At 50.5% G+C, this 14,874-nt stretch carries 12 protein-coding genes; 11 read left to right on the plus strand and 1 reads right to left on the minus strand.

Going from position 1 to position 14,874, the window contains the following annotated elements:
* Nucleotides 1–616: 616 nt before the first annotated feature.
* The 6 genes from ACFOMG_RS07435 to ACFOMG_RS07460 all read left to right on the plus strand — a co-directional run bounded on the left by ACFOMG_RS07435 (nucleotide 617) and on the right by ACFOMG_RS07460 (nucleotide 7,187).
* Entirely contained in the window at nucleotides 617–1,576 is a 960-nt protein-coding gene (locus ACFOMG_RS07435) for a DUF6160 family protein (RefSeq protein ID WP_376865757.1), read from the plus strand.
* A 174-nt stretch (nucleotides 1,577–1,750) separates the two neighbouring features.
* On the plus strand, nucleotides 1,751–2,737 hold the full coding sequence (locus ACFOMG_RS07440; RefSeq protein ID WP_376865759.1) for a C39 family peptidase: 987 nt from the start codon (nucleotides 1,751–1,753) through the stop codon (nucleotides 2,735–2,737).
* Between the two features lie 23 nt (nucleotides 2,738–2,760).
* Nucleotides 2,761–3,816, plus strand: a complete 1,056-nt coding sequence (locus ACFOMG_RS07445) for a transporter (protein ID WP_376865760.1) — start codon at nucleotides 2,761–2,763, stop codon at nucleotides 3,814–3,816.
* Between the two features lie 23 nt (nucleotides 3,817–3,839).
* Nucleotides 3,840–5,513, plus strand: coding sequence for an OmpP1/FadL family transporter (locus tag ACFOMG_RS07450; protein ID WP_376865761.1), 1,674 nt, complete (start codon nucleotides 3,840–3,842; stop codon nucleotides 5,511–5,513).
* Nucleotides 5,513–6,340 (plus strand): DUF4124 domain-containing protein, encoded by an 828-nt coding sequence (locus tag ACFOMG_RS07455; protein ID WP_376865762.1) that lies wholly within the window; start codon nucleotides 5,513–5,515, stop codon nucleotides 6,338–6,340. The genes ACFOMG_RS07450 and ACFOMG_RS07455 overlap by 1 nt, the downstream gene beginning before the upstream one ends.
* Nucleotides 6,321–7,187: an alpha/beta fold hydrolase gene (locus ACFOMG_RS07460; protein WP_376865763.1), complete on the plus strand. Its 867-nt coding sequence runs from the start codon at nucleotides 6,321–6,323 to the stop codon at nucleotides 7,185–7,187. The genes ACFOMG_RS07455 and ACFOMG_RS07460 overlap by 20 nt, the downstream gene beginning before the upstream one ends.
* 17 nt (nucleotides 7,188–7,204) lie before the next feature.
* Here the strand turns inward: ACFOMG_RS07460 and ppsR are convergent, their stop codons facing one another.
* Nucleotides 7,205–8,026, minus strand: coding sequence for a posphoenolpyruvate synthetase regulatory kinase/phosphorylase PpsR (ppsR, locus tag ACFOMG_RS07465; protein ID WP_376865764.1), 822 nt, complete (start codon nucleotides 8,024–8,026; stop codon nucleotides 7,205–7,207).
* Nucleotides 8,027–8,224: 198 nt separating this feature from the next.
* On the opposite strand from ppsR, the gene ppsA reads away from it, so the two are divergent.
* The 5 genes from ppsA (at nucleotide 8,225) to ACFOMG_RS07490 (ending at nucleotide 14,844) form a co-directional block, all read left to right on the plus strand.
* A complete protein-coding gene (gene ppsA, locus ACFOMG_RS07470; RefSeq protein WP_376865765.1) occupies nucleotides 8,225–10,597 on the plus strand; it encodes a phosphoenolpyruvate synthase in 2,373 nt (790 codons plus the stop codon).
* A gap of 50 nt (nucleotides 10,598–10,647) precedes the next feature.
* Nucleotides 10,648–11,619, plus strand: a complete 972-nt coding sequence (locus tag ACFOMG_RS07475) for an alpha/beta fold hydrolase (protein WP_376865766.1) — start codon at nucleotides 10,648–10,650, stop codon at nucleotides 11,617–11,619.
* Nucleotides 11,609–12,247 carry an NAD-dependent epimerase/dehydratase family protein gene (locus tag ACFOMG_RS07480; protein ID WP_376865768.1) on the plus strand — a complete coding sequence of 213 codons (639 nt, stop codon included), beginning with the start codon at nucleotides 11,609–11,611 and terminating at the stop codon, nucleotides 12,245–12,247. The genes ACFOMG_RS07475 and ACFOMG_RS07480 overlap by 11 nt, the downstream gene beginning before the upstream one ends.
* Nucleotides 12,248–12,267: 20 nt before the next feature.
* Nucleotides 12,268–12,759 (plus strand): ribonuclease E activity regulator RraA, encoded by a 492-nt coding sequence (rraA, locus tag ACFOMG_RS07485; protein WP_376865769.1) that lies wholly within the window; start codon nucleotides 12,268–12,270, stop codon nucleotides 12,757–12,759.
* 426 nt (nucleotides 12,760–13,185) lie between these two features.
* Nucleotides 13,186–14,844 (plus strand): acyl-CoA carboxylase subunit beta, encoded by a 1,659-nt coding sequence (locus ACFOMG_RS07490; RefSeq protein ID WP_376865770.1) that lies wholly within the window; start codon nucleotides 13,186–13,188, stop codon nucleotides 14,842–14,844.
* The last annotated feature ends 30 nt before the right edge of the window (nucleotides 14,845–14,874 follow it).

Genomic DNA, 14,874 nt, shown 5'->3' on the forward strand with positions numbered 1-14,874 from the left:
TTGTTTGTGTTTGGCTGGTCGGGATAACGCAGGTAGCCAGCCCAGCCACTGGAGAAATGTCTGGGCGGAAGGTCAGGGCCAGGCGCTAAACCGGGGCTGGCCAGTGTGGCAAGGGCCTGCTTGTCCTGAATACACCGGGTCTGAACCGGACTAAAGCTAAGAATCCATTGGTTTTCAAACGTAAATAGTATTGGGTTATCCAACTTCGGAACTAAGCTGAGTAACTGCTTAGCGCTGTATTGTAACTTTAAATGCGACATTTTGTGCCAATGTGGTGTGGGTGCTTTTTGCTATAAGTGCTTGAAAAATAATAAAAAATTAAGATTTCTGGGCGTTTTTTTTTAACCTGATGAAAATTTCTGTGTTTTGGTTGTGAAGTTATGTAAAAAAAGAGCTAGACAACCTCAGGGGTGCATAATAGATTGTGGACATTCTCCCATATCGCTGGGAAAACAAAAATAATAAAAAGTGATCCAAATGACCCTGCGTCATTCGCTTTTTTACGAGTATGTATGTCGAATTCATCTGTTTTGATCCGGTGCACGGATCGGGGCGGTGATAGGGCAGGAAACGCCCGACTACTTAAGTAAAAAAATAAACTGGAGTGTGCACTCAAATGAAATTCTTACAAAAAGCTACTCTCGCCGCTGCTATCGCAGCTGCTCCATTCGCAGCTCAGGCTGAACTGAAGGCGCTGGACGATTCAACTCTTTCTGCTACTACCGGTCAGGCGGGTGTAACCATCGAGATTGATATCGCTGGTGATGGTATTTCTATCGGTGAAATCGAATACACCGACGAGGGTTCGGTTGCTCTGGAGAACATTCAGATCAATAACGCAGATATTACGCAAACCATTGATGTTGATGCTGATGGTAATCTGCTGTTGGGTGTTTCGGCTATCAATGACCTGACTGTTGCGGTGGGTAATACGACTAAATCCACAGATGCCTCTTTGGCTTCTGCAAGTGGTGTGATGCTGCGCAGCTCTGCCGATCCACTGAAAAACGCGGAACTGGTTAATAGCCTGAGTATGCAAATGGATATGGGTTCTTCAACTACCACCATCTACAATATGTCCGCGTATGATTCAGGTGCTGATGCTGCTGGCTTGAATGGTGTTGGCTTCGATAATGGTACGAATCCTGCCAGCATGGCCGTTAACTCTGGTGTTGTGATTGCGGCAAATGCAGCGATTCGTATTGATGATCTGGATGTTGAGTTGTTCGGTTACACTGATGAGCAGGCATTTGCCCGCGCTGATGCCGACGGTAGTGGTGTAATTGAAGCTGGCGAAGAAGCGACCTATAACACTTTGCGTAACGGTTCTGCGATCCAGATTAATAATGTGACCTTTAATGACGGTACTGCAGCTAAAGGCATGGCAACTGTATCTCAGAAAATCTGGGCGCAAGGCGGTACGGTTGCTCAGGGTGGCGGTGTTTACATTAACATGGGTTCTCTGTCGGGTACTCTGACAGTTGGTGAGACTGTTATCGGTGGTGCTAACATTGGTCAGATCGCTGTTAAAGACATTAATCTGGCTGGTATGACTCAGCGTATTTACGGTCACTAAGTTTTACTTAGTCGATTGTAAAGAAAACCCGCTTCGGCGGGTTTTTTTATGCCCGTTGCTAATGTAAAGGTTGTTATAAATGGCTTAAATCGTTGAAAAGTGACCAAAAATGGCTTGGTAGCTTGTGTGATTTTATGTAACATGGCTTGGAATAACGAATAAGATAAAAATAATATGTTCATCATTCTCATAGGCTCAATCATTGCCTTTTCAATGGTTAATGAGTTTGCCATCGTGTCAGACAGGGAACAGGGCGATACCTATGTCAGGGTTGCTGTCGGTCAGGACGGTCAGCACGATCAGCTGGTTAACGTCGAACCGCTTTCTGTGCAGAAATTCAATAACGTGGTGCGCCAGGCGTACGACTATTCCTGTGGTTCTGCGGCATTAACTACCTTGCTTGACTTCTACCTGGGTCGTAACTTCCAGGAGCGTCAGGTGATGGAAGGGCTGCTGCGGTTTGGCGAAACGGAACGTATTGTCGAGCGTCGCGGTTTTTCTTTGCTGGATATGAAACGCCTGGTAACGGCGCTGGGTCACCCATCGGGTGGCTTTAAAGCCGAAGCCTCCGATCTGGAGGAGCTTGATCACCCGGCTATTGCTCCGATCGAATACGCCGGCTTCAAACACTTTGTGGTTATTCGTACCGTTTACGAGGGGCGGGTGTATGTCGCTGATCCGGCACTGGGGAATCTGAGCTTTACCCTGAATCGTTTTCTGGAAATCTGGGATAACAATGTGTTGTTTATTGTGTTCCCTAACGGTCACCGCCCGGCAAGCGGGCTGGAGTTGCGCGAAGAAGATATGCGTTATGTTTCCGATTATATAGTGGCAGAAAACACCTTTCGGGAATTTCCACACTTTCAGATTCGTCATGATGACGTGATTACCAACGAGATCGGTGCATTGTGGAATAATGCGCGCTCTACCCTGCAGGTTGCTATGTATAAGCAGAGTGACGTGGGTGAGATGTTGGATGGTAAAGAAGTCACTCAGGCGATGGTTGGCCAGGAGCGCCAAAATGCCGACGGCGATCCTGTTTACGAATATAAAATCGAAACCGCAGCGGATGGCCTGGATCAGGATGACTTTAATATCCGCTGGAATACAACAGATCCCAATGAACGTATAGAAAAAACTTTACGTTTCAGAAGAAAATAATAAAAGATACAGGGCACAGGTACATGTTAATTCGATCCACGCTGGTTATGCTTCCACTTATTTTTGCGGGAAATCAGGCGCTCGCAGAAACGGGCCGGGATTTATCCAAGGCACGTGATGCCTTAGCAAAACAGGATAATGATGCGGATACTGAAAAAGCACTGGAAGAAGTATTTGAAGCAGCTGCAAAAAACTACTCGCTGTTAAAGCGCGGTGGTATGTCGCTCAATTATAACTTTGACTACAGCTATTTTGGTGATCAGCGTATTGATCTGGTGATTGAACCGGCTCTGGTTGATGGTCAGCCGACGGGTAGTCCGGTCATTCGTAATGCCGATGTATCGCCGGTGGCGTCGCATACTTTTACTAACTCGGTAACCTTTGACTATGGCTTATTGAACAATGTGACGTTAAGTGGCCGGTTACCGCTGATTGCTAAGTTTGAAACCGAGGATGAGTTAACCGCTTATTCCATTGGTGATTTAAGTGGTACGACCCGCTGGCAACCATTCGAATATGTGCCCGGGAAAATGTCATCGACATTCTTCGGTACAATCCGGTTGAAAACCGGTGATAGCCCGTATGAAATTGACCTTGATAAAAGCTTATCAACCGGTTCCGGTACCTATGGTTTAAGTGCCGGTGTCAGCGTATCCAAGGTGATGGATCCGGTAGTGTTGTTTGGTTCCGGTACCTTTGGTTATAACATTCCCGAGACCGATCTGAATCAGGTGCGGGGCAGCGCGTTACTGCGTGAGGTTCATCCGGGTAACAATCTGTCGTTCTCGATGGGCTTTGCGTATTCCTTATCCTATGATGTGTCACTCAGTGCGTCATTTCAGGGGTCGTATAACGATCGCACCCGATTTGTACTGGAAAGTGGTGGCACAACGCGGACTTCCATCGCCGGCAGTCAGATGACCGGTATTATGAATTTTGCATTAGGGGTGAGGGTGTCGCCTAAAACTATTGCCAATATCAATGTGGGCTATGGGGTAACAGAGCTGGCGCCGGATATTATTCTCGGTCTGTCGTTACCTATCGATATTGAGGGTGTTAAACCTTCAGCCTCTAACTGATCAGTCACAGAAGAATGATAACAATGACTATCACCAGACGTCGTACGCAACGGCTGATCAAAGGTTTATCCGCTTTGTTTTTTGGCAGCCTGATCGGGACTGCCAATGGTCAGCTGGCGCAGAACTTATTTTTAGATACCAAGGCCATGGCACTTGGTAATGCCGTGACTGCCGATCCGGTTGGCATTATGGATATTCATTTTAATCCGGCAGGCCTGACCAAATTAGACGGTCGTCAGCTGCAGGTTCAGTTTATGAATATTATTCTTGCTGGTGAGGCTGAATTTTCTTTGCCAAAGGATTACAACTCGACGGACGCCGGGCTGCTGGACATCAGTGAAGATCCGGTGTTGAGACAGGGCAAAAGTAAAACCACTGCGGCGGCGTATATACCGGGTATTGGTCTGATGCCAATGCATCTACCAGTGTTAACTTTACCGACTGGCGGTATCTCGATTAAACCACCGGGCTCTAAGTTCACTTTTGCTAATGCCGTTTATGCGCCTATGGCGGCCGGTTTTGCCAAAGATGATGATGACCCGGGTCGTTACCAGGCGAAACAGGTTGCACTGCAGCGCTTCACCTATTTATCGCCGTCGTTTGGTTATCAGGTGACTGACGAATTTTCAGTCGGTGCCAGCTTCCTGTTCTCGCATCAGGCGGTAGCGGTTAAACAGGACCTGCGTGCACCGAGTGTTTTGATTGGTGTCATTAACGAGTTGCAGGGGGCGTTTGGTTGTTTTGAAGATGATGGCACCCCGACGGGGCAGGATCCGCTGGCACCGTTAATTACCCTGTGTGGCGGTAAAGTTGGTCCTTATGAGGATGTGGGTGAATTATCCATTGTTTCCGAAGAAACCTTATCGCCGTCCTTTAACCTGGGTTTCTTATGGGAGCCCACCGACTGGTTTGGTATGGGGGTGGGTTATCAGAGTGAAGCCGTTACTCACCTGAAGGGTACCTTTGACCTGCAGTACGATGATCAGTTTTCAGGTTTCTTCCGCAAGTTCCGGGCATCGATTATTGGGGCGATCGGTGGTGCAATTTTCGGTTTGCCGGATGGCCGCCGGGAAGAAACCGGGCACGTTGCGATTGAGCTAACCTATCCGCAACATTTACAGATAGGTACTAAATTCCGTTTTCTGGATAAGTTTCAGTTAAACGTAGATGCTGGCTGGACCGATTTTGAAAAGTGGGATGCATTAACCATTGAGTTTGACCGGCCAGTGAGTTTTCTCAGTACCGCAAAAACGTTAGCGCCTGAGTTGGTAACCAACACCAGCCTGCGCCAGCCGATGAACTTTAAAAGTGTCTGGAGTTGGGGTTTTGGTTTTCAGTACGATCTGAACTCGCGAGTGCAGTTGCGTGCCGGTTATGAGCCGCGTCAAACGTCTATCCCGGATGATGCACGTAGCCTGCAGGCGCCACTGGGGTTTGCTGAGTTGTATAGTGTCGGCATGGGCTATCAGTGGGATCTGGATACCGTTATTGACCTGTCCTTAAGCTTTATGGAATCAAAAGAAGAAATTCTGGCCGATCCCCAAGCGAATACCGATAGTGGCGAATATCCGAATTCCAGTGATGCATTGAACCGTAATTGTTTAACCTGTACGGTAACCAATCCGTATCCGGGACTGGATGTGAAAACCAAATTAACCATTGGCGCTGCTGGCCTGAGCTTCCGTACTAAATTCTGATGAAAATTCTGATATTCCTGTTGCTGTTGTCTTGTGTTGTGTCGGCAGAGCAGGAATATTTTACCTGGGTCGATGCTCAGGGACGTATTCATAACTCTCCGCTTGAACGTAAAACTCAGTCCGCAAACTCTGTTGAACCGTCATCGCAGAATGACGCGGCAGTAAACCGGCCGGACATCGACAATCCGAAAAGTTATCTCAGCGAGCAACAGTTCCAGCAAAAAAAACAGCAATATGAAGCTGAAAATCCGCCGTTTTACACGTATGTTGATGAAACCGGGCGGGTACGTAATCAGGTGATTGTTGATCATGAGATCGACGTGGTGCCTGTTGCACCGCAGTCGTACGATCATATTCTGGCACCGCCATTTCGGGTTGGCTTGGCGATGTCCGATGACTGTTGTCAGCGTTACCGTAATTACTTTTCTGCGCCATTACCTGCGCATAAAGCCGTTGTATTTTCAGGTTTTCTTAACTCTGTGCCGTTATCAACCCGGGCCGGGCCTCGTCAGGCCTGGTATGTATCGCTGGAATCTGGCGCCGATCTGGTTGATGTTGCGCTCCGTTTGCGTGGTTTGCCGGCGGATTTGAGTCAACAACCCGAAGTTGCGGTTATTGTCGCGGATGAAGATTTTCGCGCGTTGTATTTTATTCCTCAGCTATCGCTGCTGGAAAAGGAGGAAAGCTGGGCTGAAGCCGGCTTTTACCATTCCCTGTTACGCATCGAAGACCCGTCTGTCGCGGCGTTCATTGTTTATTTTCCTGCTAACCCTGCCGAAGGAGTGTCACTGGAGGTAGAATGGTGGCATGGAAAAACATCAGATTAATTTCACAACAAGCCGTTTTCAGCAGCATGGCTGGATCTGGCAGTACCCAGAAAATGAACGCAACTCCGAACAACGCCTGGTGCTGATACACGGTGCTGGTGTGGCAGGTGAATTAACCTGGACTTACCTTGCCAACTATCTCGACGCCTGGCAGGAAATTCTGGTGCTTGATCTCGCGGGTATGGGATCCGAATTTCTTCAGTTGCCTGATGCGCCACAGGTTAATGACTATGCATTGCAGCTTGTCGAGGTGTTGGAAGCGCTGGACTGGACACAATTTGATCTGGCTGGTTATTCCTTTGGTGGCATGGTTGCGGTTGAGTTTATCGAGCGTTACTTTCGTTCGCTGAGCGGAGAGACGTTCAACGGTTTGTTATTTTTATTAGAGCCGGCGATGCTGTTTTCCGCAGCGACGGCCGATCTGGCGAAAAAAGCGCAAGAGTATCAGCAGATTGCCGCGGCGGTTCGCGCCAATCCTGAAGATATTGAGGTTTACCGGGCATTTCTCGATTCCGTATCACCTGCCCGGCGTCAGGATCCGGCAAGTGATCGTTTAACCATGAAGCGATTGAGTCAGCGGCCACAATCGTTCGCTGCGGTATTACAGGCTGTCAGTCAGCGGTTGATGCTCTGTGGCGATGATTATCGCCACTGGCAATCCCCGTATTCCGGTATGAGCTTTGTGGGTGGTTTGTCGCCTGCGGTCATGAAACAGCGTCATCAGCAGTTACAGCACCAAAGCCGCGACTGGCAATTCGTTGAAGTCCCGGGGGCCGATCACAGTCTGGTGTTCACCAAGCCCCGGGGTATTGCCCGCCGGATGAATGAGCGCAAGCGGCCAGAGTAGCCGCGTTATTTTGCGCTTCAACTTTGCAGGCGCCGCTTTAAGCCGGTATCGGCCATGATGCGGGTGGAAATTTCTTCAATGGATTTGTCGGTGGTGCTGACAAACGGGATTTTTTCCCGCTCAAACAAAAACTCGACCTCATCCACTTCGTGATAACACTGCTTCAGAGAAGCGTAGCGACTGTTGGCGCGCCGTTCGTTGCGGATGGCTGCCAGCCGGTCCGGATCGATGGTCAGGCCAAATAATTTGTGTTTGTGTTTGGATAAGCTGTCCGGCAGTCGCAGATCGTGCATATCTTCTTCTGTTAGCGGGTAATTTGCGGCCTTGATGCCAAACTGCATTGCCATATACAGGCTGGTTGGGGTTTTGCCGCAGCGGGAAACGCCTACCAGAATGACATCCGCATCGTCGTAATGCCGGGTACGGGCGCCATCGTCGTTATCCAGTGCAAAGTTAACCGCTTCAATCCGGGCGATGTAATTATCACTGTCTGCCGGTGAGTGGGATTTACCCACCGTGTAGGATGATTTTACTGCGAGTTCGCCTTCAAGGGGGGCCAGGAAGGCAGAAAAAATATCCACTTTAAAAGCGTTGGCGGAATCGATGATTTTACGAATGTTCTTATCGACGATGGTGTCGAACACAATCACGGCTTCTCCGCTGCGCCCGGCCAGGGCATTGATCTCCTCAACCGCACGTAATGCCTTTTCTTCTGAGTCGATATAAGGCAGGGTGGTGCAGTCAAAATTGATCTGCTCGAACTGGGATAACAGGCTGTTGCCCAGTGTTTCGGCGGTGATGCCGGTGCCGTCGGAAATAAAGTAGGCATAACGCTTCATGTGGAAATTTGTTCCTGCTGCACTTAGTATTAGCGGGCCGTCACTATAGGCTAATTGAAAAGTCGTGACAAAAGGCGGTTTCAAAGCCCGGGTTTCAACGCCCGGGTTTCAACGCCCAGGTTTCAACGCCCAGATCACACCGGCTAATGATGTTTTACGGTCGGCCACACGCCGCCCGTCGTAATAGGAGAGAAGAAATTGACTGATTATGTACTCTGGTTCGATCAGGTGGCCATGAGCGATGTTGAACGGGTGGGAGGCAAAAACGCTTCTCTCGGAGAAATGATCAGCAATCTCACCAATGCCGGTGTATCGGTGCCTAACGGATTTGCCACCAGCGCCGATGCCTACCGCGAATTCCTGAACTACGAAGGACTGGATGCCCGTATCCAGGCTGAACTGGATGCGCTGGACGTCGATAATATCCCGGCCCTGACGGAAACCGGTGCCAGAATCCGCAACTGGATTCTCGATGCGCCTTTGCCGCCACAACTGGAAGCGGATGTCCGCGCCGCGTTCTCTGAGTTGCAGAATGGCAACGACAGCATGGCGGTGGCGGTGCGTTCGTCGGCGACAGCAGAAGATCTGCCGGATGCCTCGTTTGCCGGACAGCAGGAAACGCACTTGAATATCGTTGGTATTGATAACGTATTACACGCCATCCGGGATGTGTTTGCGTCGCTGTTTAATGATCGCGCTATCGCTTACCGCGACCATCAGGGCTTTGATCACCATAAGGTCGCCTTGTCTGCGGGTATTCAGCGCATGGTGCGCAGTGAAACAGCTTCCAGTGGTGTGATGTTTACCCTGGACACCGAATCCGGTTTTGATCAGGTGGTGTTTATCACCTCGTCCTATGGTCTGGGGGAAACCGTGGTTCAGGGGGCCGTCAATCCAGATGAATTTTATGTCCATAAAAATAACCTGAAAGCAGAACGCCCCGCTATTTTACGCCGCAACCTGGGTGCTAAAGCGATTAAAATGGTCTACAACCTGGATGCGGCGGTGGGTAAATCGGTTGAAACCCAGCGTGTGGATCGTGAATTGCGCCGGGTGTTTTCCGTCACCGACGCTGAGGTTGAAGCGCTGGCACGCCAGGCGCTGATTATCGAACAACATTACGGCCGGCCGATGGATATCGAGTGGGCCAAAGACGGTGATGATGGCCAGCTGTACATCGTACAAGCGCGCCCGGAAACGGTGAAAAGCCGTTCCAATAAAAACATCATGGAACGTTACCTGCTGAAAGAAACCGGCAAGGTGCTGGTTGAAGGACGCTCTATTGGGCACCGTATCGGTAAAGGCCAGGTGCGGGTGATCGACAGCATTGAGCAAATGGATCAGGTCCGGGAAGGTGATGTGTTGGTTGCGGATATGACCGACCCTGACTGGGAACCGGTGATGAAGCGTTCGTCGGCGATTGTTACCAATCGTGGTGGCCGTACCTGTCATGCCGCCATTATTGCCCGGGAACTCGGTATCCCGGCGGTGGTAGGGTGTGAAGATGCCACCGAAACGCTGAAAGATGGTCAGCATGTCACAGTGTCATGTGCCGAAGGGGACACCGGCTTTGTGTATGACGGCGCACTGGATTTTGACGTTAAAACCAACAGCGTGGATTCGATGCCGGATCTGCCGTTTAAAATTATGATGAACGTCGGCAACCCGGATCGCGCCTTTGATTTCCAGGGGTTACCTAATGCCGGTGTTGGTCTGGCGCGGCTGGAGTTTATTATCAATCGTATGATTGGTGTACACCCGAAAGCGTTACTGAATTTTGATTCGTTACCGGAAGAAGTAAAGCCGACGGTTGAACGGCGTATCTCCGGTTATGCCGATCCGGTGGATTTTTACGTCGATAAACTGGTTGAAGGGATTTCTACCCTGGCGGCTGCCTTCTGGCCCAAGCGGGTGATCGTGCGCTTATCTGACTTTAAATCAAATGAATATGCCAACCTGATTGGTGGCCGGTTGTACGAACCGGAAGAAGAAAACCCGATGCTGGGCTTCCGCGGCGCATCGCGTTATATCTCAAAAAATTTCCGCGATTGCTTTGAGCTGGAATGTCGCGCCATGCGTAAAGTCCGCAACGAAATGGGTTTCACTAATGTTGAAATCATGGTGCCGTTTGTGCGCACCGTCGGTGAAGCGGAGCAGGTGGTCAACCTGTTGGCTGAAAATGGTCTGAAACGTGGTGAAAATGATCTGAAGCTGATCATGATGTGTGAGCTGCCTGCCAATGCGATTCTGGCCGAACAATTTCTCGAGCACTTTGACGGTTTTTCCGTTGGCTCCAACGATTTAACTCAGTTGACGCTGGGGCTGGATCGTGACTCGGGCATCATTGCCCATCTGTTTGATGAACGTAATCCTGCCATTCTGGCATTGTTGGAAAATGCCATTACCGCTTGTAAAAAAGCAGGTAAATACATTGGTATTTGCGGCCAGGGGCCATCCGATCACCCGGACTTCGCCAAGTGGCTGATGGAACACGGCATCGACAGTGTTTCGCTCAACCCGGATTCGGTGATGGATACCTGGTTCTTCCTGGCTGATAAGCCGGAACAATAAGCGCACCCGGTAAGCCGGGCAGATTATCGCCAGCAGAAGATAAACAACGGATGAAAAGCAGTAGTGGGTTATTCCCGGTGTCTCTGTTACGGGCAGAGACCTGGGAACACTTTAATGAAGATGTGTATCTTCTGAAACATAATCGTTGCCAGGACCCGAGTGTCCAGGTGGCACTGACCCGGCTCACGCCACGTCAGGGAAAGCCGGCGGCGAAACCGCTCGTGCTGGCTCATGGCAGCTTCAGCAATCGCGGTTTTTGGCTGTCAGGCAAAGGCATTGGTCTGGCCAGTTATCTGCTGACACAGGGCTTTGATGTCTGGTTGTATGAACAGCGTGGCCACGGCTTTTCACCGCGCAACCGGCAGTATCGTAACAATACACTGGAACAGTATGTGCTCAGCGATGTGGCGGCCATCAACGACTTTATCGTTGAGCAAACCACCAGTAAGCCGGTCTGGGTTGGACACTCATTAGGCGGGGTCGTGATTGCCAGTGCTGTCGCAGCCGGCGTTTTAAATCCTGATAACAGTCGGGCAGCTGTGTTATTCGGCACTCAGGCTGTGCGCCGCCCCTGGTACCTGTGGTTACCACTGGCGGGCGTGTGTTTGCGGACGCTGGTGTCACTTAAAGGTGAACTGGATGGCCGGAAGTTAAACATCGGTCCGGAGAATGAACCTGCCGGGCTGGTTAATGAATATCTGCGCCGCCATGACTGGTTCGGGCGCTGGCAACTTAAGTCCAGTCAGCAAAAACTGCAGCCGGGCTGGCAGGCCTCTGAACTGCCGTTGCTGGCTGTTGCCGCCAGTGCGGATCGTTCCGACCCGGCGAAATACTGCCGGCGTTTTTTTGATAGCTATGGCTCGGCTGCGGCTGGCGCGGTCGATAAAACATTTCTGCTGCTGGGGCAAAACGATGGCTTCAGCCGGGATTATGGACATGTCGATATGGTGGTCAGTAAACCGGCAGCCAGCGAAGTGTGGCCCAGAGTCAGTGACTGGCTGAAGCAGTGTTATGGCAACTGAAGCGGGACGTTGTGCTTTATTGGTCGGGGCAACAGGGCTGATTGGTTCGGCCTTATTGTCTGAGTTGCAGCAGTCGGGTTACCGCACTGTTTATGTGCTGGCCAGACATCCTGAACGCGTGGCGCCCGCCGCTAATGTGGCTGTTTATGATTTTCACTCAGGGTTACCCGAATCGGCCACAGTCGACCATTATTATTGTGCGTTAGGCACCACCCGCAAACAAGCCGGCAGTGACGGTCTGCGCCAGATTGATAAAGAACTGGTTGTTGCTTGTGCGCGCCTGGCTTTACAGCATGGTGCACACACTGCAAGCATCGTCAGCGCCATTGGTGCTGATCCACTTTCATGGTTTTTGTACAACCGTCTGAAAGGCGAAATGGAGCAGCAGGTCGAACAGCTCGGTTTCCGTCATTGCTTGTTCTGGCAGCCATCGATCTTACTCGGGCAGCGGCAGCAGAAGCGTGGACTGGAACGGTTGACCGGCTGGCTGTTGTCATCAGCCCTGTTTGCCAATTACCAGGCCCTGCCCGGGCAGCAGATTGCCCGCGCTATGGCAATATTTTCGCCCAGGGCCCGCCCGGGGGTAACCCGCCTTCGGGTAAAACAGATTAAACAACTTTCCCATTAACGTTCGAAAAGGAATACCCCATGACTCAATATGTAACTCCCGATCTGTGTGATGAGTACCCGCAGCTGGTGCAGGTGGTGGAGCCAATGTTTAATAACTATGGTGGTCGTGACTCGTTTGGCGGTGAAATTGTGACCGTTAAGTGTTTCGAAGATAACTCCAAGGTAAAAGAGCTGGTCGATACCAACGGCCAGGGTAAGGTAATGGTGGTTGATGGCGGTGCCTCCATGCGTCATGCATTACTGGGCGATATGCTGGCTGAAAAAGCGGCTAAAAATGGCTGGGAAGGCATTATTGTTTATGGCTGCATTCGCGATGTGGATGTCATTATGGAAACGGATCTGGGCGTTCAGGCACTGGCGACTAATCCATTAAAAACGGAAAAACGCGGCCTGGGTGATGTGAATGTGAGCGTTAAATTTGGTGGTGTGGAGTTTGTTCCGGGTCAGTTTGTATACGCCGATAACAATGGTGTGATCGTTTCACCGCAGGCATTAAGCATGCCTGAATAAGTAAAACTACCAGTCTGATAATCAGGCAAGTGTCGTACCAGCAGCCGATCGCCAGTGGCATCGGCTGTATCCTTTAGTCGAATCGGCAGCCTGGAGACAGGTTATAAGCAATTCGGCATATTTGGCTAAAAATCGCACTATTATTTCCTGAAACTCTATAAAAAAACAAAAAAATGAGCATAAGTGCCATTAAATTGCCAATATTAGGCCATGTGAAGGCAAAAATGCGCGCTGTATAGTGGCTGCTTTTTGCGCCAGTGACATTCCTATTCGACATTCCGGCTATTCACAACATGGATGGACAGCTTTATCATCCTTCGCAATTTCTGGTGAGCGTCCCTCAGGCAATTGGTAAAAGCCGCAATATCCGGCAATACCGGCAATGAGTTAGTCGTAGTAAACCCACTCAACGGAACGACACAAACAATGACAAAAGCAACAAAACCTCAGGCATCGTTAACGAACCCGTTTGACCAGCAAGCAGAAGTTGAATTTGCGGTTCCGGGCCAGGCGTCCTATAACCCTGGCTTACACGAAGAAACGCTGAAGAAAGGTTACGACCTGATTCTTCGTCCTAAAAAAGCCGCTGGTGTTAACGCCATCACTCGTCAGCACAGTAAAAAGCGGATGACCATCTGGGAGCGGATCGCGGTATTAACCGACGAGGATCCCACCGTGTTGTTCCAGAATTGGGGTAAGAACCTGGATGGTGCGTCGCTGGTAACGGCCGTGGTGAAGATCAATGGTCGTGATGTTGCTTTGTACGGTCATGATTTTACCGTACGTGCCGGTTCGATGGACGCTACCAATGGCCGCAAACTGGCGCGGCTGTTTGAGCTGGCGGGCAAGCGCCGGATTCCTCTGGTGGGCCTGAACGACAGTGCCGGTGCGTACGTTCCGGCCGGGGTGGGTGGTCTGGATGGTTATGCTGAGGCTTTTACGGCGTTGCGTAAAATTTCCGGTGTTGTGCCTTCTATTATGTGTATGTTTGGCTTTAATGCCGGTGGTGGTTCTTACCTGCCGCGCCAGGGCAGCTTCCTGATCCAGCCGAACGACACCTTTTTTGGCCTGACCGGTCCGGGTGTCGTTAAATCTGTTCTCGGTGAAGATGTCACTCCGGATGAGCTGGGTGGCCCAGGGGTTCACAGCCAGAGTGGTGTTACCGATTTTGTCGTTAAAGATGAAGTATCGGCACTGAAAAAAGTGAAGCAGTTACTCAACTATCTGCCGGGACACAACAGTGAACTGGCACCACATCAGCCAACCTCTGACCCGGAAGACCGTAAAACCTGGGACATTGATATCCTGCTGAAAAAGGCCTTTAACGCGCCGACCGGTTTTAACACTCCGATCGACGTCAGCATCATGATTCAGCAGTTATGCGACCACGGCGATTTTATGGAAATTCAGCCTGATCGGGCACGTAATACCATTACCGCTCTGGGCCGGATGGGGGGCAATGTCATCGGTTTTGTGGCCAATAACTCCGCTGTATCCTCGGGCCAGATCGATATTGCCGCGGCCTATAAAAATGCACGCTTTATCCGCTTCTGTAACCTGTACAACATCCCGGTGATCTTTATGGAAGACACCACGGGCTTCCTGCCTGGCAAAGATCAGGAAACCCAGGGCATCGTACAGGCCGGCCGTGCCATGCTGGACGCCATTATTGACCTGCGTACGCCACGTTTTCTGGTGATTATCCGCAACGCCTTTGGTGGTGCTTATGCGTCTTATAACAACTACCCAACCGGTGCGGATTTTGTGGTGGCATTGCCATCCACGCGGGCGGCGGTGATGGGGCCAGCCGGGGTCGAGTTTGTTTACAAAAAAGAGCTGCAGGAGATCCGTGGCGCGGTGAAAAATGGTTCACAAACAGCGGACTGGGCGAAAGAACAGGAAGCTCTGCTGGCTAAGCGTTACGAAGAAGAACTGATGAACCCGAACGAAGCGCTGAGCTTAGGTTCAGTATCACAAATCGTGATGCCAAGCGATCTGCGTAAAGTCCTGTGTGAAAACATGGACTTCCATCTGCGTCATTACACACCTGAGCCCTTTAGCTCGGTTCAGAGAGAGTTTCACTGAAACTCAGACGCAAAGAAGTACAGAGAACAG

It is taken from the genome of Bacterioplanoides pacificum (genome assembly GCF_042648445.1).
GTDB classification, from domain to species: Bacteria; Pseudomonadota; Gammaproteobacteria; order Pseudomonadales; family Oceanobacteraceae; genus Bacterioplanoides; species Bacterioplanoides pacificum.